Consider the following 21,397-nt stretch of genomic DNA (forward strand, 5'->3'; position numbering starts at 1 on the left):
GCCGTTGATCCCCTTGTCTTGTCCTGGCGAATCGGAGTCGATTTTTTGGTGGGTTGGCTCCGAGCGGCACGACAAGCCTCGCCGAAGATCCCGCGATGTCCTTAGTGAAAGAGGCGTCAGCCGAGCGCTTGGGAAAGGCCGGCGAGCGTCTCGTCGATCGTTAGGATCGCGTCAGGGTTCCGTCAGGAGAGGTGGTGCGCAAGGATGGTCTCCGCCCACAGCGGCGCAAACGGCAGGTCGCAGGCAGTGATCCGGCTGCACGACACCGGCACCCGGACGGTCCAGAACGGCGGCGCGGTCAGCAGTATTGATGGCTATGTTGGTATCAGTCCCGACACAAATGGCACTGTGACGGTGGACAGCACGGGGTCCGGCGCGCTGAACATCGGCGCCGCCTCGCCCTTGCCGGCGGCTCCCCCTTCACGATCGCCGGCGCGCCCATCGCACGCGATGCGGCGGTGGTGGAAGCCGGCCTCGACTTGAACTTGACGCCGGCCGCGACCCTCGGTGTCTCCTATGGCGTCCAGTTCGGCTCGGGTCTCTCCGACCAGTCCGTGCGGGGCGGACTTCAACTGGAAGTTCTGAGACGAAGCTTCGCCGTATACCGGCTGACCGTCGTCGGCGGCAATCTACAGATGCACGAAAGCCGTCAGCGGCAGATGGTCGGAGGCGACGCGCGACAGCGGCGTGTCATGCGCCTCGACGCCTGAAACCAAACCGTGCCGATTGCCCATGATGCGGTCGAGCGCCAGCACCGGCAGGCCCGACGGGAAGGTCGGCACCGCCGGCGGCGTCGGCCCGAAGGTCGTGTGCAGTGTGTTCAGCGCCGAGCGGTTGCCGAGCCGCCATTCGTTGAGGTCGCCGAGCAGCAGCGTCGGCCTTTCATCGGCGCTGCTCATGATGTCGAGCACGACCCGGGCCTGTTCGGAGCGCGAGCGGCGCAAAAGGCCGAGATGGGCGGCGATCACGCGCAGCGACCGTTTCTCGTCAAGATCGATCTCGGCGACCAGCGCGCCGCGCGGCTCCAGTCCCGGCAGCTTGAGTTGGTGGACGTCGCGTACGGTGCCGCGTTTGAACAGGAGCACATTGCCGCGCCAGCCATGCCCCTTGCCGTTGCCCGAGACCGGCACCGGCACGAGTCCCGTCTCCAGTTCCAGGCGAGCGAGATCGAGCAGCCCGGCCCTGTCGCCGAAGCGATTGTCGGCTTCTTGCAGGGCGATCACATCGGGGCTGATCTCGCGGATGACGCGGGCCGTCCTGTCAGGGTCGAACCTGCGGTCCGTGCCGATGCATTTGTGGACGTTGTAGGAGGCGACGACAATTTCAGTGTCGTTGACTCGCTTGCGCGGCGTCGCCTTCGCCTTGCGCGCGTTCCTGGCGCGGATCGACAGGAGCACGGTCCCCGGCAGGCTGCGTCCCTTGATGTCGTCTATCTCCATGATCCTGCTGCTCGATTTCCTGCTCTAAAGATAGGGCGATCCCAGCCACAGCAAACGGTCGAAGACGCGGACTACGAATGGTCTTGCATTCAGCGTCTGCAGCGTCACCGGCTGGGCGGTCGAGATGGCGGCCGCGATGCGGGCGTCGATCTCGGCGGCGAAGTTTTTGTCCAGGACTTCCATGTCGATCTCGAAATTCAGCCTCAGCGAGCGCGCGTCCAGATTGGAGGAGCCGACATAGGCCCACACGCCGTCGATCGCCATCAGCTTGGAATGATCGAACGAGCCCTCGTGGCGCCAGACCCGGCAATAATGCTTCAGCACCTGGTCGAACTGCGCCGTCATCGCATGATCGACGAGGAAAAGATTGTTCACCGCCGGCACGACGATGTCGATTTCGACGCCGCGGCGGCCAGCCGTGGTCAGCGCGCTGATGAACTCCCGGTCCGGCAGGAAATAGGGCGACATGATGCGGATCGACTTGCGGGCGACCGAAAAAGCGCCCATCAAAAGCTTGAGGTTGGTTTCGTTGGAGGCGTCCGGCCCGGTCGCCACCGCGCGCACCAGCACCGGCTGCCCGGGCGGCGGCGCGGCGCGCTCGACCTGCCAGGGCCCGTCCTTCAGGGCCTCGTTGCCGGCAAAGCGCCAGTCCTCGGCCGCAACCGAGAACAGGTCGGCCACAACCGGCCCGGTGACCTCGAAATGCGTATCCCGCGAACTTTCGGAACCGGCGAATTCGGCGGAGAATCCCTTGCGGATGTTCATGCCTCCCGTGAACGCCACCGCGCCGTCGACGATCAGGATCTTCCTGTGCGTCCTCAGATTGGCATAGGGAAGCCTCAGGCCCATCACGATGTTGCCGTTGAAGAGGTCGACGATGACGTCGACCTCCCTGAGTTGTTTCAGGATGCTCGGCACCGAATAGCGCACGCCGACGGCGTCGATCAGCACGCGGACAGTGACGCCGCGCTTGACGGCGTTGCCGAGCGACTGGACGAAAAGCGCCCCGACCGCATCATTGTCGAAAATATAGGTTTCGAGCAGGACGCTTCTTTGCGCGGCATCAATTGCCCGGCACATCGCCGTATAGGCCTCGTCGCCGGTCTTGAGCACGGCGATGGTGTTTCCGGATGTCAGCGGACGCCGCGCCACCCTGTCGCCAAGCGTCTTCAACCCGGTGAAGCGCTGGCCGAATTCGGCGTTGATCAGGGCTTCGAGCGCGACGTCGCGGTCGTGCCTGGCGGCGGCCGCCTCGGGTGAAACCGGCCGCATCGCGCTGATCGTCGCGCGGCGGATGCGGTTGATGCCGGCAATGGCGTAGATGATCGCGCCGAGGAAAGGCGACAAAAGCATCACGCCCACCCAGCCGGTGGCGGCGCGCACGTCCTCCTTGGTCATGATGGCGTGCACGATACCCACCGCCGCCATTGCCAGCGAGAGGATCAGGATAAGCGTCGACCAGTGACTCGCAATCGCGTCAAGCATTGACCCGACTATGGAGCGAGCCGGGGCGGAAAGGCAATGCGGCGGGTTATTCCCGCGCTCATTCAGCCATCGGTCGAGATGGTTACGGCCCTCCAGGCTTCGATCCCCTGCTGCAGGCGTTCGATACGCTCGGACACGAGCTTGAGGGCGTCGCTGCCAAGCAGAAGCTGCGGCGGCGGAGCTTCGGATTCCACCAAAGCCAACACGGCCGCTGCGAGCTTGTCCGGATCGCCAAGCTGCTTGCCGCTTTTCGTCAGCCGGGCTTCACGGATCGGGTCGAACAGCGCGTCATAATCCGCGATAGACCTTTCGGTCCGGACCATGGAGCGCCCGGCCCAGTCCGTCCGGAAGGAACCGGGGCAGACGGCCGTGACGCGAACGCCAAACGGGGCCATTTCCGAACGCATCACCTCCGATATGCCCTGGAGCGCGAACTTGCTGCCGCAATAGTAAGCAATGCCCGGCATCGTGATCATGCCGCCCATCGAGGTGACATTGACGATGAAGCCACGGCGTCGGTCGCGGAACCTCGGAAGAAACGCCTTGGCGACCGCCACGGCACCGAAGACGTTCACGTCGAACTGGCGCCGCATCTCTTCGAGCGGCGACTCTTCAAGCACGCCTTCGTGGCCATAGCCGGCATTGTTGATCAGGACATCGACGGGCCCGTGCTCCTTCTCCGCCTGCGCGACGACGTCCGGCACGCGGTCGAACTCCGTGACATCGCACATGACCGTCCGCATCGCGGGCAGGGACCTGCCAAGTGCCGCGCGTGAGGTCTCGGACCGTACGGTGCCAATGACCGTATGGCCTGTTTGGATTGCGGCGGAAGCGATGGCGAGGCCAAAGCCGGAATTGGCGCCGGTGATGAAGAAGGTCTTTTTCGCCATGGTCTGCGGTCCTTGTTGATGGAGTGCGCCTTGGCAAATAGTATGGTGCGGCGGTCACCTGGATTGCGGTTTCTATGAATTCCTTGCCAAATCCTATCGAAGAAGACCCTGGACGAAAACGGGAACTGGTCGAGCTTGCCGGAACTCTGGCCGAACGCATTGGATACAATGCCACCGCGATCGAGAGCGTACGGGTGCTTCGGACGGAGGCCGTGCTCCATGACGTCCCGGTGCTTTATGAGCCGGGCGCGGTGTTCGTCCTGCAGGGAAGCAAGCGAGGCATCCTCGAACAGGAGGTCTACCTCTACGACGAAGAACACTATTTGGCGGTGTCGGTGCCGGTTCCGTTTCGAATGGAGTCGATGGCCAGCCCCGATCGTCCGCTGCTTGCTGTCTATGTCGAGTTTGACATGCGGCTGGCTGCCGAGATTGCAGGGCGGCTGGAGACGCATTCCGCAGTGGGAAGCGACACGCCACAAAGTCTCATATCGAGCATGATGGAGGCCGATATTGAGGATGTGCTGCTGCGCCTTTTGAAGGCGCTTCGCAACCCTGCCGAGACCGCCGTTCTTGGATCGGGCCTGCTGCGCGAGCTGCATTACCGGGTGCTGATTGGCCCGCAAGGCGGCGCAATGATCGCGGCCTTGCAGCAAAGGGGCAGGTCGGGAAGGATCGTGCGGAGCCTTGCATGGCTGCGGGAAAACTACAGCTGCGAAATCTCGGTCGCCGATCTGGCGAGAGAAGCAGGCATGAGCGTGCCTTCCTACCACGTCCATTTCAGGGAGATGACCGGGAGCAGCCCGATGCAGTACGTGAAAGCCATGCGGCTGCACGAGGCAAGACTGATGATCGCGCGCAAGGGCACGATCGCTCAGGCCGCGGCTTCGGTCGGCTATGCGAGCGCGGCTCAGTTCAGCCGCGACTTCAAGCGGCATTTTGGGCGCACGGCTTCTGAAGAGATGAACTGGGTCCGTCGCCATCTGGGCGAGCTTGCCTGGGCGGAGTAGTCCGCCGTTGGCGCTCAGCCGGCTCTCCGCCTATGGCTTCCTGAAGAAGCCCGACAGAATATTCGGACCCGCTTCTCCGGGCCGCAGCCTGATCCCGTCCTCGAAACAGTTCAGGGTCACGCAGTCGAAGCCGTTGTGCGCGAGCAGCGCCACCAGCGAGTCGCGGTCGAAGTGGTGCAGGTGTTCGTTGGGGAGGCGCATGCGCCAGGTCCGGAACCAGGCGTCGCCGTCGGCGCCGAGCTCACGCCAGCGGCAATAAGGGACAGCGACGGCCAGATGCCGGGTCTTAAGGCGGGCTAGGAAACTGAGATCAGGGATGTGCTCGAGCACGTCGAACATGGCGACGAGATCCCACGAGCCGGCGAGCGCCTCCTCCCAATCGACAAAGCGGACACCTTGGGGCAGCGGAAACTCGGCGATGTCGCAGCCGGCGCAATCGGCGACGCCTGTAATCTTGGCGGCTTCGATGAATGTGCCGGTGCCGTATCCGATTTCGAGCACCGAGCGCGGAATCTCGCCGGTGATCCCCAGCACCCAGCCAAGCCGCTGGTAGCCGAGCTTGATGGTCCGGTCGCTCAGGTCCTCGTAGTACGAGATGTATTTCTTGTCGTATTTGATCGGCGTGAAGTCGATCTGGTGGATCACGCCGAATTCGTCCGCCTCATAGTTATCCAGCATTCAGACGCCGCCTCCGCATCCGAATTCTCTACATGGCAGAGCTAAACGCAAGGTAACGGGAACGCTGAGCGCTTGCGTCAAATCCCATTGGTGCGCCTCGCCATCAGCCGCAGCCAAGGCGTCAGATGGAAGCCCGCCATCAACAGATACATCGGCGCCATGCCGCTCAGCACCGAGGCGGCCGACATGCACATCATGTCGTGGTCGCCGTAGGCAGCCGTCAGCAGCGCCATCATGGCGAAGGTTGGCGCCGCGGCGAGGCAGAGCCAGTCGGCGAGGTCGAAGCCGCTCAGGCGAGGGGCGGGGTTGTCGATGCTCATAATATCCACCTTCTGAAGCGGTCAGGTTTGCAGGGGTCAGAGAGACAAGGCTTGGCGAGATCGGCTCCGGCGACGTGTGGCCGCCGCCGGAGTCGCTTCGCGCTCAGGCGCTCTTGTTGCGGAACGCCGCTTCACCGGCATCCGAGACCTCGACCCATCTCTGGTCTGGGGCGGCGCCTTCATCGTAATTGTCGTGCCAGTTCCACCATTTGTAGGTCTGGGTCTGCGGATAGCCCTCGGGCGAATCCTCCCACACCTCCTGACGGCCGAGCGGCGTGACGTCGAGATAGCTCCACACGGTGCCGAAGGCTTCGTCGCCGCGGTTGTTGACGAAATAGGTGCGGAAGATGCGCTTGCCGTCATGGATGAAGACGTTGTGGCCGTGCCATTGGTCGACGCCGAAATCCTTATCCCAGCTGTCGGTGATGGTGTACCAGGGCATTTTCCAGTCCATCTGTTGCTTCAACCGCTGGATGTCGGCCTGCGGCGCGCGCGAGGCATAGGCGAGCGTGGTGTCGCGGGCGTTGAGATGGGCGAGGTTACCGACCATGTCGGCGCCGAGCGAGCAGCCGCGACAGGCATGTTCGGGCCAGCCAAAGACACCCGGCTCGAAGAAGGCGCGGTAGATCACGAGCTGGCGGCGGCCTTCGAAGAGGTCGAGCAGGCTCGCCTTGCCGTTCGGGCCATCGAACACATAGTCCTTGGTGATTTCCATCCACGGCATGCGGCGGCGTTCGGCGGCCAATGCGTCGCGGGCGCGGGTCATCGCCTTTTCCTTGACCAGCATTTCTTCATAGGCGCCTTCCCACGCTTCCTGCGAAACGACCGGCGGTGTCTTCATGTGTTGGGTCATTGCTCTTGTCCCGTTCTTGGGTTTGGTTGGGGGTGACAGGGACAGACATAGGCCGCATGGTTCGATGGTGAGAGTTACAAGTGTGACGCGATTTGATCCGGCGCGCCTCGAGGCGACGGCATGGACTCGCTGATCAATGCCGCCGGCCGCGCGCTTGCGGCGGGCGATCCGCTCGGCGCCTTGAAGCGCGTCGCGCTGCGCGACGACGCGCCGGCGCTGGCGCTGCGCGGCATCGCGATGGCGCAGCTCGGCGATTTCGCCAAGGCCAAGGCGCTGCTGAAGGACGCGGCGAGGGCCTTCAGTTCGAGGGAGACCGTCGCCCGCGCGCGCTGCGTCGTCGCCGAGGCTGAGATCGCGTTGGTCTCGCGCGACCTCGGCTGGCCGGAAAGGGCCTTGCGATCCGCCCGCGCCACGCTTGCCGCGCATGGCGACCGGCTGAACGCCGCCTATGCCGGCAGCCTCGAGGCACGCCGCCTCATTCTGATCGGCCGGCTCGACGAGGCCGAGCGGCTGCTTTCGGATTTCGATCCGGCGCCGCTGCCGCCGGTCGCGCGCGTCGCGCATGAACTGGCCGCGGCCGGCATTGCGGTCCGGCGTCTGAGGACAAAGGCGGCGCGCTCGGCATTCGGCCGGGCATCGCTTGCCGCGTATCAAGCCAATATCCCGGCATTGAAGGCCGAAGTCGAAGCGGCGTCCCTGGTCCTGAACACGCCGGTCGGCCGGCTGATCGCGCGTGGGACGGAGAAGGAGCTGCTGCTTGACGAGGTCGAAGCGCTGCTGACCTCGGGCGCGCTCGTCGTCGATGCCTGCCGCAACGTGGCGCGCGAGGCCGATGCGGTCGTCTCGCTGGCGACGCGGCCGGTGCTGTTCGCGCTGGCGCGCACGCTTGCCGAAGCCTGGCCGGCGGATGCCTCGCGTGAGTTGCTGTTGAGACGCGCCTTTCGGGCAAGGCATGCGGATGAATCGCATCGCGCGCGGCTGAGGGTCGAGATGGGACGGCTGCGCGCCGAGCTCGCCGGCTTGGCCGAGATCAATGCCACGGCCGCCGGCTTTGCCTTGACGCCGTTGAAGGCCGCCGAGGTCGTCGTGCTGGCGCCGCCGGTCGAAGACGAGCATGGCGCGGTGCTTGCCTTCCTGACCGATGGCGAGGCCTGGTCGAGCTCGGCGCTGGCGATCGCGCTTGGCGCCAGCGCGCGCACCGTGCAGCGAGCGCTGGAAGAACTGTCGACGCAGAATAAGGTGCAGCCGGTCGGCCGCGGCCGGGCGCGCCGCTGGATGATGCCGCCGGTGACCGGATTCCCGACTGTGTTGTTACTCCCGGGGCCGCTGCCGACCGACTAGTCTGCGGCCATTGTTCGAATGGAGGCTGAAAATGAAACGAGCCGCTGCCGAGATCCTGCGCGAATACGGACCGTTCCCCGGCGTCGAGCGCGTCAATGGCGTCACCTATGACGGCCAAAATATCTGGTTCGCCAGTGGCGACAAGCTGAACGCGCTCGATCCCGACAGCGGCAAGATCGTGCGTACGATCGATGTCGCCTCGCATGCCGGGACTGCCTTCGATGGTGAGTATCTCTACCAGATTGCCGAGGATCGCATCCACAAGGTCGACCCGAAGATCGGCAAGGTCGTCGCCACCATTCCTGCCCCCGGCAATGGCGGCGATTCAGGCATGGCCTGGGCCGAGGGTTCGCTCTGGGTCGGCGAATACCGGGCGCATAAGATCCATCAGATCGATCCTGAAACAGGCAGAGTGATCCGCACGATCGAATCCAAGCGCGTCGTCACCGGCGTCACCTGGGTAGACGGCGAGCTCTGGCACGCCACCTGGGAGGGCGAGGAGGGCGACCTGGTGCGCGTCGATCCCGACACGGGCGACGTGCTGCAGGAGCTGGCGATGCCCTCCGGCGTGTCGGGGCTGGAATCGGACGGCGACGGCTGCTTCTTCTGCGGAGGCGGCAGCAGCGGCAAGATCAAGGCCGCGAAGCGTCCGGGACACGGCGCCAAGTAACGGGCTGGCGAAAGGGCAGCGCGGTCAGGCCGCTTCGCGCGCCGGCCGCGTCATGGGCTTGCTGGAGGCTTTCGCGGCGTTCGGCCCGTCGACATGCGCCCAGGCCGGCCGCTCGAACAGGAAGGCGCCGAAGCCGATGCGCTTGACGATGAAATAGAGCACCACCGGGCTGATGACCGAGACAAGCAGCACAGCCAGGCTCAGCATGCCGGTGTCGGTCAGAAGGCCGCTCGCCAGCATGACACCGCGGAAGATCGACATCGGAATGGTGAAGGCGACATAGACGACCAGCGAATGCTCGCCGAGCCAGCGCAGCCACTCCATGGAAGCGAATTTCGACAGGAAGCCGCCGGCCACGCACAGCGCCACCGCGCCGGCGACGGCCAACGTCAGATGCAGCGGCGGCCACGCCGCCAGGCCAATCTGCATGCCGACCGCCTGCATGGCGTAGCCCGGCGAATAGACGAGCAGCCCGTTGACGAGCGCCCAGGCGAGCAGGCCCGCGACGGCGATCGCCGGACGAGCCTGCGTCCATTCCACCAGCCGGAAGATCAGCGGCGCGAGCACGAAGCCAAGATAGAAGAACACGAAATAGGCCGCGAACTGCTCGAGCGCGTAGCTGTCCGGCTTCGGCGCCCACATCTGCAGCGCGGCAGCGAACGGGATGACGACCCAATGCGGCACGCGAAGCTCGCGCAGCACGCGGATCGCGATGCCGAAAACCGCCAGCATGTAGATGAACCACAAGACGCCATAGGGCTGGACGACGGCCATTGCCAGGTCGTGCAGCATGCCGGCGGGGTCGCGGCTGAAGATGCCGATCTTCAGCCCGATCGAGACGAGCGCCCACAGCACGTAGAAATAGAGATAGTGGACGACGCGGCGGTCGACATAACGCCGCCACGGCCGGTCGATCACCTGCGACAGGAACAGGCCCGAGATCAGGAAGAATTCCGGCATGCGGAAGGGTGTCGCGAAGCCGATCACATAGTGCAGGAAGCCGACGCCGCCGGTGTACTCGCCTGTGTTGTAGGCCGAGTACATCATCACCACCAGGATGATGGAAAGGCCTTTTGCCGTGTCCACCCACGGCATGCGGTTCGGGTTGCTCATGAACGATCTCGAGGAAAATTCAACTGCCGCGATTGTAGCGGACCGGCAAATGGCCCGCAGCAACAAGCTTACGATATCGTAAACACCTTGTTCGGGACCCGCGTTAACCATCGCCTTATGGCGACTGCGCGGCGGCATGCGTCTCGCGCATCGCTATCGCGACGATCGCGCCCGACAGGAACGTCAGCGCCGCGATTGCCGCGATCGCCGCGGCAAAGCCGAAGAAGTCGGCGATCAGACCCGCCGACAGCGCACCGATCGCATAGCCGAGATCGCGCCAGAAGCGGTAGACGCTGAGCGAGCGCGCCCGCCAGGACGGATGAGAGGCGTCCGAAACCGCCGCGATCAGGCTCGGATAGACCATTGCCGTGCCGAAGCCGAGCAGCAGGCTCGCCAGCAGCCACCAGCCAAAATCGCGCGTCATGGCGGTCAAGAGAAGTCCCGCCGCCTGCACCCACATGCCGGCGACGATCAGCCCCTTGCGGCCCCACCGGTCGCTGAGCGGCCCGGTCGCGACCTGCAGGATGCCCCACACCGCCGGATACACCGCCTTGAGGATGCCGATGCGCTCGACGCCGAGCCCGTTGGCGACAAAGAAGAGCGGGAACAGCCCCCAGCTCATGCCGTCATTCAGATTGTTCACCAGGCCGGCCTGAGAGGTGGCGAACAGGTTACGGTCCCCGAACGAGGTCAGCATGAAGATCTCACGGAAGCTGAGCGGCGAAGACTGTCTTGGGTGATTAGCCAGTTCCAGCTCCACATGCCCGCGTGTGTCGCGCACCAGCAGGATCGACAGCGCCGCACCCAGGATCGCGTAGACGACGCCGAGATAGATCGGCACTGGCCGCAGCCCGTAGCGGCTGGCGAGATAGCCGGTGAGGAAGGCGGTGATGCCGACGGCGAGATAGCCGGCGAACTCGTTGAGGCCGACGGCCAGTCCCCGCGATTTCGGCCCGACCAGATCGACCTTCATGATCACCGTCATCGACCAGGCGAGCCCTTGGTTGATGCCGAGCAGCGCGTTGGCGGCCACGATCCAGCCCCAGTTCGGAGCCCAGATGATGATGAAGGGCACCGGCAGGCCGAACAGCCAGCCGAGGACCAGCACGCGCTTGCGGCCCCATGTGTCGGCAAGCTGGCCGGAGACGAGGTTGGCGCAGGCCTTGACCACGCCGAAGCTGACGATGAAGGAGACGATAAGCGTGCTGGAAGCGACGCCGAATTCCTCCGCGCCGATCAGCGGCACGACGGTCCGCTCGATGCCCACCATCCCGCCAACGAAGGCGTTGATCAGCACCAGCAGCGAAAACTGCTTCCAGTTGGCCTTGAGGCCGAGCGCGACGGCGGTGGCGTTCACACTGGAAAACCGGCCTTTCTGAAGCCTGATGTGAAAAGCTCGAGAGCGACCGGGTCGGCGAACGGGAGACCTGAAATCAGCCGAACAGTCACGTCGTGTTTCCTCACCAGTGTTTCCTCGACTTCAGCGCGCGCCTTCTCCATCTCGCCCAAATGCGCGTAAGTCGCCGCGAGGAAGGCATGAGTGAAGAAATGGTCTCCGGCCTTCTGATACGAACTGACGGCTTCCGAGTACTTGCCAAGCAGGAAAAGGGAGCTGCCCTTCACCTCCCAAAACCATGTCGGAGGTAACGGGTCGCGCAGCAGCGCACTTTCGAGCACGTTGAGTGCCGTCTCGGCCCGACCGCCGTAATTGAGCCAGCTCGCGTAATCCCCTGCTATGTTCACGTCGAGCGGGTTCAACGAGCGTGCTCGCTCGAAATGCATTCCCGCATCGCTGTGCTGGCGCATATGCGTAAGCACCAGCCCCATGCTCTGGTGACACACGCCGTCGCTCCTATCGAGAGCGAGCGCCGCTCGTGCCGAGTCCCAGGCCTTCTGCAGCGTGCGGGGATCGTTGTCGTACCAAAATTTGCCAACGAGGGCCTGGGCGAGGAAGGCGTGGCCTTGAGCGAATGTCGCATCGAGCTCGACGCACCGAACGAACAGCGGCTCGGACTTGTCCAGTTCATATCTATGGAAGAGCGCGCGCCCTTGCAGATAGTAATCGTATGCATCCCAATCGGCTGGAGGCTTGCGCCTGGAGCGGCTTGCCGAGTCGGCCTCCGTTTGGCCTTCGACCATTGAGGCGATGAGCGCGGCAACCTCGTCTTGCAATGTGAAGATGTCGTTGAGGGCCCGGTCGTACCGTTGGGCCCACAGGTGGGTGCCGGTGGCGGCGTCAATCAATTGTGTGGTGATGCGAATGCGATCGCCGAGCTTTCGTATGCTGCCTTCGACGAGGTAGCGAACCCCGAGTTTGCGACGGACTTCAGCGATGTCCGGTGCCGGATGGCGAAACTGAAAAGACGAGTTGCGTGCGATGACGAGGAGGGAGCGAAATCTGGCCAGCTCCGTGATTATGTCCTCGGTTATGCCGTCACTGAGATATTGCTGGTCCTGATCGCCGCCCAAATTGGCAAAGGGCAGCACCGCAATCGACGGTTTGCCGGATGCCGGCATCGGTTTGGAGGGTGTGCTCGCCACCGGCTCAATCGTCCCGGTGAAGCGGTAGCCGACGCGAGGCACATTGGCGATCCACTCGCCGCCGTTGTCAGCCGGACCAAGAACCTTTCTTAGTGTCGCGATCTGGACGGTAAGGTTGCCTTCCTCAACGGCGGTGCCCGGCCAGGCAGCGTCCATCAGCTCAGCCTTGGTCACGATTTCGCCGGGCCGTGCGCAAGCGCGGCAAGCAACGTCAGCCCACGATGCCCAACGGCGATCGGGATGCGCTCTTTAAGGAGCGTCCCGGTGTCGGGATCGAGTACGAACGGACCAAAAGCGATGCGAGTCCCGTGCATGTGCACATAGTAGACGCTTGGAAAGTTTTCGGAAAAGGGTTTGAGAATGGCAAAACCGGTAACTGGGGCGTTCCGCGCGCCGCCTCGAGGACAGGATGCCGGAATGGAAAGCGGCCAGCCTGCCGGTGGCGGCGGCCGCCTGATGGTGCGGCTGGCTGATTGACCCGGGCGCGCCGGCAGATCAACGTGCGATGGCTTACAAAAGCTGATAGCATCCCTCGATGCTTTCTCCACGAGGCTTGAGGGTCACCATGTCTGCGCGTTTCTATTCGCTCCTGCTAACGTTTCTTCTGATTGCACCCAGCGCCTTCTCGGAGACGCTGAAGCTTCCGGACAATCTGACGGGGTTCAGTTCCCCTGCCGGAGAAGGCTTTCTTGCCGAGAGCATGGCGAAGGAAGCCTATTTCCCCCTCGCGAGCAACTTTCTCACGCAAAAGACGCAGGCCTATTGCGGCGTGGCCAGCATCGTCATGGTGTTGAACGCGCTCAACGTTCCGGCGCCTTCGGTGCCCGAATACGAACCTTACAAGACGTTCACGCAGGATAATGTCCTGAACGAGCGCACGGAAACCATTCTTCCTCGTCAGGTCCTCGACAAGCAGGGAATGACGCTCGACCAAATCGGGGCCATTCTTTCCACCCAGCCGATCAAGGCCGAGGTCCGCCATGCTTCGGATGCCAGCCTCGAGCAGTTCCGCATCCAGGCCAGTTCGTTCCTTGCCAAGCCCGGGCACTTCGTCATCGTCAACTATCTGCGCAAGGCGATGGGCCAGGAGAAAGGCGGGCATATATCGCCACTGGCCGCTTACGACGAGAAAGCGGACCGCTTCCTGATCCTCGATGTCGCCCGCTACAAATACCCGCCGGTGTGGGTCAAAACGGCCGACCTGTTCGGAGCGATGAACACGGTCGACAGCGACAATGAGAACAAAACCCGCGGATATGTGCTGATATCGTCGCCTTCGGGACAGTAGTTCAGCCGAACTTCCAGCGGAGAACGCCCACAAAGGCCCGCGCCGGAGCCTGTGGGTCCTAATTTGCCTCGAAACCAAGAAGGCGGAGCGGTTCGCCGTTTCCGTGAAATGCTCCGCGTTGCCCGTGAGCCCTCAGTCCTTGGCGCGCTCGACGTATGACCCGTCTGCGGTCATCACCACGATGCGCGTGCCGGCGGAGATGTGCGGCGGCACGGCGGTGCGCACGCCGTTGGAGAGCACGGCCGGCTTATAGGAGGAAGACGCCGTCTGGCCCTTGGTGACCGGCTCGGTCTCGACCACCTCGAAGGTGGCGCGCTGGGGCAGCGTCAGCGAGATCGGCACGCCGTTGAACTGGGCGAGCTGAACGGCCATGCCTTCCTGCAGATAGGGCGCAAAGTCGCCGACCACGGCTTCCGAAGCCACGACCTGGTCGTAGCTTTCCGGGTTCATGAAGTGAAAGCCTTCGCCGTCGGAATAGAGGAAGGTGTGCTCGCGCTCCTCGACATAGGCGCGCTCGACCATTTCGGTCGTGCGGTAGCGTTCCGACACCTTCACCCCGTCGCCGATACGGCGCATGTCGAGCTGCGTCACCGGCGTGCCCTTGCCAGGGTGGATGTTTTCGGCAAAGAGGATGACATAGAGCTTGCCGTCCTTATCGACGACGTTGCCTTTGCGTAAGGAGCTGGCGATGACCTTGACCACGATATTCGATCCCGTTCGAGTTTTTCGGCCTGCAAGCGTCGATTTCCGCGAAGCGGCGACGGTGGCCATCGCGTGCGCCCTAGCGCATCTTGCGCCGAACCGCCAGTCTTCCGCGCGATTTTCCTGCCTATGACCGCCGCTTCGCCCTGGTGGATGCCTGATATCCATGCCGACCGCCGGCCACGGCTTATGGCGCGCAACGCCATCGCGTCGGCGCTTCGCGGCTGGTTCGCGGAACGTGATTTCATCGAGGTGACGACCTCGGCGCTGCAGGTTTCGCCGGGCAACGAGGCACACCTTTCCGCCTTCGCCACCGAGGCGCTCGGCCCCGACGCATCGCGCCACCCGCTCTATCTCCACACCTCGCCCGAATTCGCCTGCAAGAAGCTGCTCGCCGCCGGCGAGGAGCGCATCTTCAGCCTCGGCCCGGTCTGGCGCAACCGCGAGCGCGGGCCGCTGCATCATCCCGAATTCACCATGCTCGAATGGTACCGCATCGGCGAAACTTACGAGCGCCTGATGGACGACTGCGCCGAATTCCTGGCGCTCGCCGCGGAGAAGGCCGGCTCCAGGCTTTTCCGTTTTCGCGGACGCGAGGCCGACCCCTTCGCCGAGCCGGAGCGGCTGAGCGTGGCGGAGGCCTTCACTCGATATGCCGGCATCGACCTTCTGGCGACCGTCGCGGCTGACGGGAGCACGGATCGCGACGGACTTCATGCCACGCTGGTCAAGGCTGGCCTGCGCACCGCGCCCGACGACAATTGGGCCGATCTGTTCAGTCGGGTGATGGTGGAGAAGATCGAACCGGCCCTGGGGCAGGGGCGGGCCACCATCCTTTACGGCTATCCGATTTCGGAAGCGGCACTTGCCCGCCCGAGCGCCGAGGATCCGCGCGTTGCCGAGCGCTTCGAGCTTTATTGCTGCGGCGTCGAGCTCGCCAACGCCTTCGGCGAGCTTACCGACCCGGCAGAGCAGCGCCGCCGCTTCCTCGCCGAGATGGACGAGAAGGAGCGCGTCTATGGCGAGCGCTATCCGCTGGACGAGGATTTCCTGGGGGCCTTGGCCATCATGCCGCAGGCAAGCGGCTCGGCGCTGGGCTTCGACCGGCTGGTGATGCTGGCGACGGGGGCAACGAGGATCGAGGACGTGATCTGGGCGCCGGTGGCCGGATAGCACGCCCTTTTCGACCCTGCGCATCCCACACGAACCACCGCGATTGCCTTGAGATTGCCGCATCCGCCATTGCACTAGCGTGGGTGGAACAATAGATGGTGCGACAGCTGGCGCTTCGGCATGCACAAGACGATGCGACAGGTGCCGCAGGGCGTGACAAAGTGCATGGCCCTGACAGATTGCATGAACAAACGGGAACAACCTTATGACCAACCAGCTCGACGCAGCGAAATTGACCGATCGCGTTACGGCGCTCGTCGAGGCCGCCAAGCGCGCCGGCGCCGACGCGGCCGACGCGGTGGCGGTGCGCGGCCGCTCTGCCGGCGTGTCGGTGCGGCTGGGCAAGGTCGAGGGCACCGAATCGTCGGAGAGCGAGGATGTGTCGCTGCGCGTCTTCGTCGGCCAACGCGTGGCGAGCGTCTCGGCGACCGCCGCTTCCGATCCGAAATCGCTTGCCGAGCGCGCCGTCGCCATGGCCAAAGTCTCGCCCGAGGATCCGTTCCGGGGCCTCGCCGATCCCGCGCTGCTCGCCCGCAATTTGCGCGACCTCGACCTTTTCGATCCGACCGAGGTACCGGCCGACCAGTTGAAGGAGGCAGCCCTTGCCGCCGAAGCGGCCGCATTGGCCGTCAAGGGCGTCACCAATTCCTCCGGCAGCAGCGCTAGCGCCGGACTGGGCGGGCTCGTGCTCGCCACCTCGCATGGCTTTGTCGGCCAGTATGTCGCCTCGCGTTTCTCGCGCTCGACCAGCGTCATAGCCGGGGAGGGCACGGCGATGGAGCGCGACTATGAATTCTCCTCGCGCCAGCATTTCGCCGATCTCGACGCGCCGGGAGAGATCGGCCGCAAGGCCGGCGAACGCGCCGTGCGCCGCCTCGGCGCCCGCAAGGCGGCGACCGGCCCGGTCGATGTGGTGTTCGATCCGCGCGTCGCGCGCGGCATCGCCGGCCATCTCGCCGGCGCCATCAACGGCGCGGCGGTCGCCCGCAAGACCAGCTTCCTGCGCGACATGATGGGCAAGCAAGTGGCCTCGGCCGCGATCACCGTCACCGACGAGCCTTTGCGCCGGCGGGGACAGGCCTCGCGCCCGTTCGACGGCGAAGGCGTCGAGGGCGGGAAGCTGCTGATGGTCGAGAAGGGCGTGCTCAACCACTGGTTCCTGTCGACCTCGGCCGCGCGCGAGCTCGGTCTCGTCACAAATGGACGCGGCTCGCGCAGCGGCTCGTCGGTCTCGCCGTCCTCGACCAACCTTGCCATCGAGCCCGGCGAGCGTTCGCCGGACGACTTGATCGCCTCGTTGAAGCGCGGCTTCTACGTCACCGAGGTGTTCGGCCAGGGCGTCGACATGGTGACCGGAGAATACAGCCGCGGCGCCTCCGGCTATTGGATCGAGAACGGCGCGCTGGCACATCCGGTGGCCGAGGTGACGATCGCCTCCAACCTGAAGGCCATGTTCCTCAACATGGTGCCGGCGAGCGACCTCGACCGCAATTTCGGCACGGCTGCCCCGACGCTCCTGATCGAAGGGATGACCCTTGCCGGCGCTTGACCAACTGACATCGAGCGAGGCTGGCGACGACCTTGCATTGCTGCGCGAAGCCGCCCGCGAAGCCGGCGCCATCGCCATGCGTTATTTCGGCAACAACCCGCAGGTGTGGATGAAGGGCGGCACCTCGCCGGTGAGCGAGGCCGACCATGCCGCGGACGCCTATCTTCGCGAGACCTTGCTCAAGGCGCGTCCGGATTATGGCTGGCTGTCGGAAGAGACCGCCGATGACCACGCCAGGCTGTCGGCCCGCCGCACCTTCGTCGTCGACCCGATCGACGGCACGCGCGGCTTTCTCGACGGTCTGCATTCCTGGTGCGTCAGCGTCGCCGTGGTCGAGGACGGCCGCTCGCTCGCCGGCGTGCTCGAATGCCCGGCCAAGCATGAGACCTACTGGGCGCTGCCGGGCGAGGGCGCCTATCTCAACGACAAGCGCATCCATGTGCGTCCGCTGGGTCAGAGCGTCGATATCGGCGGACCCAAGACGCTGGTCGACTTGATGCCGGAGGCCTGGCACGACAGGCTGCGGCGGGCCGCCTACATCCCCTCGCTTGCTTATAGGCTGGCGATGATCGCCGCCGGCAAGCTCGATGCGACCTTCGTCAAGCCGAATGCGCATGACTGGGACATCGCCGCCGCCGATCTCATCCTCGCCGAGGCTGGCGGTGCACTGCTTGATCGCGCTGGCAAGCCGCCGCGCTATGCCGGCGAGGTGATCAATCACGGCGCGCTCGCGGCCGGCAGCGGCGAACTGCTTGGCGTGCTCGCCGGTGTAATTGCCCGCATTGACCAAGGGTGAGTCGGCCCACAGTTCCAAAATCGTCTGCTTTGGGCTAAACGTTTCACAAAATTCATGAATCTGCGAAGGATCGGCATGGCCGTGGAAGACGGAAAGAAACAGCTTTTGCACCTGGTTTTCGGTGGAGAGCTGAAAAAGCTGGGTGGAACCGAGTTTCGTGACCTGGACGCGCTCGACATCGTCGGAATCTACCCCGACTATCAATCGGCGCACACTGCGTGGAAGGCGAAGGCGCAGGCCAGTGTCGACAATGCCCATATGCGTTATTTCGTTGTTCATCTGCACCGTCTGCTCGATCCAGAAACAAAGGTCGGCGGTTGACGTCGATGGAGCATGAGGCGGTGAAAGGGGCGACCAGGCGGCGCGCTGCCAGACGCGGCGGAACGCGTACGCTGTGGCGGCGCATCCGCGAGCCGTTGGCGCAGTCGGGGTTCGTCAAGAATTTCATCGCCAGCCTGTTCGCCTGGTTCCTGCGGCTGATTCGCCTCACCAGCCCGCTTGTCGAAGGCTCGACGAAGGTTGCCGGCGGCGCTTATGCGCATCTCGAGCCCGGCATCATCGCGCTCTGGCATGGCCAGCAACTCCTGACCCCTGCCTATTACCCCAAGGGCCGGCCGCTGGTCGCCATGGTCTCGCGCAGCGCCGACGCCGAGCTCCAGGCACTGATGCTCGAGAAATTCGGCATCGAGGCGGTGCGCGGTTCCGGCGGCCGCAACAGTTCGAACCACCTCGACAAGGGCGGCGCCAAGGCCTTGATCGCGCTCAAGAGGTCGCTCGTGATCGGCAAGAACGTCGCCATGATCGCCGACATTCCGAACGGCAAGCCGCGCGAGGCCGGGCTTGGCATCGTTCTTCTGGCAAGGCTTTCCGGCCGGCCGATCCTGCCTTCGGCTATCGCCACCAGTCGCCGCAAGGTGCTTGAGAAGAGCTGGGACAAGACCACCATCAACCTGCCTTTCGGGCGCTCCGCGGTTATCGTGGGCCCCCCGGTCTTCGTGCCGGCCGATGCCGACGATGCCGAGATGGAGCGCAAGCGCCAGGAGGTCACCGCCTCCCTCAACGCCGCGACGGCCGAGGCCTATCGCCTCGTGGATGGCGGCAAATGAGCGAGCGCTGGGCGCGTGCGGCCCTGACCGCCTACCGCTATGCGGGGGCGGCCGCCTATCCGCTGATCGGTCCTTATGTCGCCTGGCGGGCCTCGCGCGGCAAGGAGGATCGCGCCCGGCGCCGCGAGCGCTATGGCGTCGCCGGCCGGCCCCGGCCGGAAGGGCCGGTGATCTGGATCCATGCGGCAAGCGTCGGCGAGACGATCGCGGTGGTGCCGCTGGTCGAGAGCATCCTCGACTACGGCGTCAACGTCGTCCTGACCACCGGCACCGTGACATCGGCCAAGGTCGCCGACGAGCGCCTCGGCAGCCGCATCATCCACCAATATGTGCCGCTCGATCTCAAGCCCGCGGTAAGCCGTTTCCTCGATCACTGGCGGCCGGAACTGGCGATCATCGCCGAATCGGAAATCTGGCCGATGACCATCCTGGAACTCGGCGCCCGCAATGTGCCGCAGGTTCTGGTCAACGGCCGGCTGTCGGACCGCTCCTTCACCTCGTGGAAGAAGCGCGCAAGCGTTGCCGAGGCGCTGTTCGAGAATCTCGCCCATGTCATCGCCCAATCGGATGTCGACGGCGAGCGGTTCCGCGCGCTCGGCGCCCGGCCGGTCACGGTTTCCGGCAATCTCAAGGTCGACACAAACCCGCCGCCGGTTGATGAGCGGGCCCTGGCCACCCTGCAGCGCCAGATCGGCGATCGCCCCACCTGGGCGGCGATCTCGACCCATGACGGCGAAGAGGTCGTGGCCGCCGAGGTTCATGCCAGCCTGCACAGGCGCCATCATGGGCTTTTGACCATCATCGTGCCGCGTCATCCCGACCGCGCCGACGCGCTTGCCGCGCAGATTTCCGGCATGGGCCTGACGGTGGCAAGGCGCAGCAAGGGCGACCGCATCTCGCTTGATACCGATATCCTTCTGGGCGACACGATCGGTGAGATGGGGCTTTACCTGAGGCTGACCGAGATCGCTTTCGTCGGCCGTTCGCTGACCTCGGAAGGCGGCCAGAACCCGCTCGAGCCGGCAATGCTCGAAACCGCGGTGCTTGCCGGCCGCAACGTCCAGAATTTCCGCGAGGCCTATCAGCGCCTGCTCGACAGCGGCGGCGCCAAGCTTGTGCGCGACCGCGACATGCTGACCGGCGCGGTCAATTTCCTTCTGACCAACGAAGTGGCGCGCCACGAAATGATCGCGGCGGGTGCCGCCACCGTCGACGAGATGCGCGGCGCGCTCGCCCGGACGCTGAAATCTCTGGAGCCCTATATCCAGCCGCTGGTCGTCAAGGCGCGCCTGAAAGGCGCCAACGGGCGCTAAAGCATGATCCCAAAAATCGGACCCGATTTTTGGAGAAGGTCATGCGCAAAATCAAATTGCGCGGAAGCCGCGCGATGACCAGCGAGGCGCCGCCCTTCTGGTGGGAAAAGCCGGACTGGCGCGTGCTCGCTCTGTCGCCGGTGTCGGCTGCCTACGGCATGGTTGCCGGCCGCCGCATGCGGCATGCCCCGCGCGAGAAGGTCGACGCGCCGGTGCTGTGCGTGGGCAATCTGACCGTCGGCGGCAGCGGCAAGACCCCGGTCGCCATTGCCCTGGCCAAACAAGCCAGGCGCATGCAGCTCACGCCCGGCTTCCTGTCGCGCGGCCATGGCGGTTCGTTCGCCAAGCCGCATGTCGTCGATGCGCATCACGACGCCGCCAAACATGTTGGCGACGAGCCGCTGCTTCTGGCCGAACACGCGCCGGTGGCGGTGACGGCGAACCGCGCCGCGGGCGCAAAACTGCTCATCGAGGGACATGGCTGCGATTTCCTGATCATGGATGACGGCTTCCAGTCGGCGCGCATCCATATCGACTATGCGCTGGTCGTGGTCGACGCCCGCTTCGGCGTCGGAAACGGCCGCGTAATTCCGGGTGGACCGCTCCGCGCCAAGATCGTCGACCAGCTGGTCTTCACCAGCGGCTTGCTGAAGATGGGCGAGGGCGCCGCCGCCGACGGCGTCGTGCGCCAGGCGGCGCGTGCCGGCCGGCCGATCTTCCTGGCGCATGTCGAGCCGGCGGATCCGTCACGCTTCGCCGGCGGCCGGTTCCTGGCCTTCGCCGGCATCGGCCATCCGGAGAAATTCTTCGACACGGTGCGCGGAGCGGGCGGTGAAGTCGCGCTTTCGCGCGCCTTTCCGGACCATCATTTCTACGCCCAAGACGAGCTTGCCGACCTTCTGGCACTCGCCCGGCAGGAGGGGCTGCGCCTGGTCACCACGGCGAAGGACGCCGCGCGGCTGCACCACGGCGAGGTGCCCGCCGGTTTCCTCGATCAACTGGACGTGCTCGATATCGAGGCCGTGTTCGAGCTTGATCACGTGCCCGAACGCATCATCGGCGAGACGCTCGATGCCTGGCGTCAGCGCAAGATGCGGGGTTGAGTTGTGCGCCGCGCCTGGTTGATCCGGTGC

General features: G+C 64.8%; 21 protein-coding genes. 11 read left to right on the forward strand and 10 right to left on the reverse strand.

Translation table 11 applies throughout. From position 1 onward, the window contains the following. Positions 1-629: 629 nt before the first annotated feature. The 3 genes from EJ068_RS29625 to EJ068_RS29635 all read right to left on the reverse strand — a co-directional run bounded on the left by EJ068_RS29625 (position 630) and on the right by EJ068_RS29635 (position 3,814). Positions 630-1,439: an endonuclease/exonuclease/phosphatase family protein gene (locus EJ068_RS29625; protein ID WP_189342586.1), complete on the reverse strand. Its 810-nt coding sequence runs from the start codon at positions 1,437-1,439 to the stop codon at positions 630-632. Between the two features lie 24 nt (positions 1,440-1,463). Beyond that, on the reverse strand, positions 1,464-2,924 hold the full coding sequence (locus tag EJ068_RS29630) for a phospholipase D-like domain-containing protein (RefSeq protein ID WP_126083145.1): 1,461 nt from the start codon (positions 2,922-2,924) through the stop codon (positions 1,464-1,466). Between the two features lie 62 nt (positions 2,925-2,986). Beyond that, positions 2,987-3,814 (reverse strand): oxidoreductase, encoded by an 828-nt coding sequence (locus EJ068_RS29635; RefSeq protein WP_127251034.1) that lies wholly within the window; start codon positions 3,812-3,814, stop codon positions 2,987-2,989. 74 nt (positions 3,815-3,888) lie between these two features. Between EJ068_RS29635 and EJ068_RS29640 the strand changes: the two genes are divergently transcribed. Then, positions 3,889-4,821, forward strand: coding sequence for an AraC family transcriptional regulator (locus tag EJ068_RS29640; RefSeq protein ID WP_127251035.1), 933 nt, complete (start codon positions 3,889-3,891; stop codon positions 4,819-4,821). Between the two features lie 30 nt (positions 4,822-4,851). Here the strand turns inward: EJ068_RS29640 and EJ068_RS29645 are convergent, their stop codons facing one another. The 3 genes from EJ068_RS29645 to EJ068_RS29655 all read right to left on the reverse strand — a co-directional run bounded on the left by EJ068_RS29645 (position 4,852) and on the right by EJ068_RS29655 (position 6,672). After that, positions 4,852-5,466 carry a class I SAM-dependent methyltransferase gene (locus tag EJ068_RS29645; protein ID WP_245463281.1) on the reverse strand — a complete coding sequence of 205 codons (615 nt, stop codon included), beginning with the start codon at positions 5,464-5,466 and terminating at the stop codon, positions 4,852-4,854. Between the two features lie 110 nt (positions 5,467-5,576). Then, entirely contained in the window at positions 5,577-5,819 is a 243-nt protein-coding gene (locus EJ068_RS29650; RefSeq protein WP_245463282.1) for a hypothetical protein, read from the reverse strand. Positions 5,820-5,922: 103 nt separating this feature from the next. Further along, complete coding sequence (locus EJ068_RS29655; RefSeq protein WP_127250603.1) at positions 5,923-6,672, reverse strand: DUF899 family protein; 750 nt, start codon at positions 6,670-6,672, stop codon at positions 5,923-5,925. A gap of 120 nt (positions 6,673-6,792) precedes the next feature. Here EJ068_RS29655 and EJ068_RS29660 point away from each other — a divergent pair, with 120 nt between their 5' ends. Together EJ068_RS29660 and EJ068_RS29665 are read left to right on the forward strand one after the other, a co-directional pair. Beyond that, the gene (locus EJ068_RS29660) at positions 6,793-8,013 is read left to right on the forward strand and encodes a helix-turn-helix domain-containing protein (protein ID WP_127250605.1); all 1,221 of its coding nucleotides are present in this window, start codon (positions 6,793-6,795) and stop codon (positions 8,011-8,013) included. A gap of 31 nt (positions 8,014-8,044) precedes the next feature. Next, the gene (locus EJ068_RS29665) at positions 8,045-8,683 is read left to right on the forward strand and encodes a DUF5074 domain-containing protein (RefSeq protein ID WP_127250607.1); all 639 of its coding nucleotides are present in this window, start codon (positions 8,045-8,047) and stop codon (positions 8,681-8,683) included. Between the two features lie 24 nt (positions 8,684-8,707). On the opposite strand, the gene EJ068_RS29670 is transcribed toward EJ068_RS29665, so the two are convergent. From EJ068_RS29670 to EJ068_RS29680, 3 genes are all read right to left on the reverse strand, one after another. Continuing rightward, positions 8,708-9,796: an acyltransferase family protein gene (locus tag EJ068_RS29670; RefSeq protein WP_127250609.1), complete on the reverse strand. Its 1,089-nt coding sequence runs from the start codon at positions 9,794-9,796 to the stop codon at positions 8,708-8,710. Between the two features lie 115 nt (positions 9,797-9,911). Next, complete coding sequence (locus tag EJ068_RS29675) at positions 9,912-11,153, reverse strand: MFS transporter (RefSeq protein WP_127250611.1); 1,242 nt, start codon at positions 11,151-11,153, stop codon at positions 9,912-9,914. Further along, a complete protein-coding gene (locus EJ068_RS29680; RefSeq protein WP_245463283.1) occupies positions 11,150-12,511 on the reverse strand; it encodes a winged helix-turn-helix domain-containing protein in 1,362 nt (453 codons plus the stop codon). The genes EJ068_RS29675 and EJ068_RS29680 overlap by 4 nt, the downstream gene beginning before the upstream one ends. A gap of 391 nt (positions 12,512-12,902) precedes the next feature. Here EJ068_RS29680 and EJ068_RS29685 point away from each other — a divergent pair, with 391 nt between their 5' ends. Next, positions 12,903-13,625, forward strand: coding sequence for a phytochelatin synthase family protein (locus EJ068_RS29685; RefSeq protein WP_127250613.1), 723 nt, complete (start codon positions 12,903-12,905; stop codon positions 13,623-13,625). Between the two features lie 132 nt (positions 13,626-13,757). Here EJ068_RS29685 and efp read toward each other — a convergent pair whose 3' ends face one another. Further along, positions 13,758-14,327 carry an elongation factor P gene (efp, locus tag EJ068_RS29690; protein ID WP_042646394.1) on the reverse strand — a complete coding sequence of 190 codons (570 nt, stop codon included), beginning with the start codon at positions 14,325-14,327 and terminating at the stop codon, positions 13,758-13,760. A gap of 129 nt (positions 14,328-14,456) precedes the next feature. Here efp and epmA point away from each other — a divergent pair, with 129 nt between their 5' ends. The 7 genes from epmA (at position 14,457) to lpxK (ending at position 21,367) form a co-directional block, all read left to right on the forward strand. Further along, positions 14,457-15,500 carry an EF-P lysine aminoacylase EpmA gene (gene epmA / locus EJ068_RS29695; protein WP_127250615.1) on the forward strand — a complete coding sequence of 348 codons (1,044 nt, stop codon included), beginning with the start codon at positions 14,457-14,459 and terminating at the stop codon, positions 15,498-15,500. 205 nt (positions 15,501-15,705) lie between these two features. Further along, positions 15,706-17,049 carry a TldD/PmbA family protein gene (locus EJ068_RS29700; protein ID WP_127250617.1) on the forward strand — a complete coding sequence of 448 codons (1,344 nt, stop codon included), beginning with the start codon at positions 15,706-15,708 and terminating at the stop codon, positions 17,047-17,049. After that, the gene (locus EJ068_RS29705) at positions 17,036-17,845 is read left to right on the forward strand and encodes a 3'(2'),5'-bisphosphate nucleotidase CysQ (RefSeq protein WP_128298263.1); all 810 of its coding nucleotides are present in this window, start codon (positions 17,036-17,038) and stop codon (positions 17,843-17,845) included. Before EJ068_RS29700 ends, EJ068_RS29705 begins: the two co-directional genes overlap by 14 nt. Positions 17,846-17,920: 75 nt before the next feature. Continuing rightward, complete coding sequence (locus EJ068_RS29710) at positions 17,921-18,166, forward strand: DUF4170 domain-containing protein (protein ID WP_042646392.1); 246 nt, start codon at positions 17,921-17,923, stop codon at positions 18,164-18,166. Between the two features lie 5 nt (positions 18,167-18,171). Beyond that, positions 18,172-18,951, forward strand: coding sequence for a lysophospholipid acyltransferase family protein (locus EJ068_RS29715; protein WP_127250620.1), 780 nt, complete (start codon positions 18,172-18,174; stop codon positions 18,949-18,951). Then, a complete protein-coding gene (gene waaA / locus EJ068_RS29720) occupies positions 18,948-20,264 on the forward strand; it encodes a lipid IV(A) 3-deoxy-D-manno-octulosonic acid transferase (protein ID WP_127250622.1) in 1,317 nt (438 codons plus the stop codon). Before EJ068_RS29715 ends, waaA begins: the two co-directional genes overlap by 4 nt. A gap of 74 nt (positions 20,265-20,338) precedes the next feature. Further along, the gene (gene lpxK / locus EJ068_RS29725; protein WP_127386396.1) at positions 20,339-21,367 is read left to right on the forward strand and encodes a tetraacyldisaccharide 4'-kinase; all 1,029 of its coding nucleotides are present in this window, start codon (positions 20,339-20,341) and stop codon (positions 21,365-21,367) included. Positions 21,368-21,397: the final 30 nt, after the last annotated feature.

The organism is Mesorhizobium sp. M2A.F.Ca.ET.043.02.1.1 (assembly GCF_003952405.1).
Classification (GTDB): Bacteria; Pseudomonadota; Alphaproteobacteria; order Rhizobiales; family Rhizobiaceae; genus Mesorhizobium.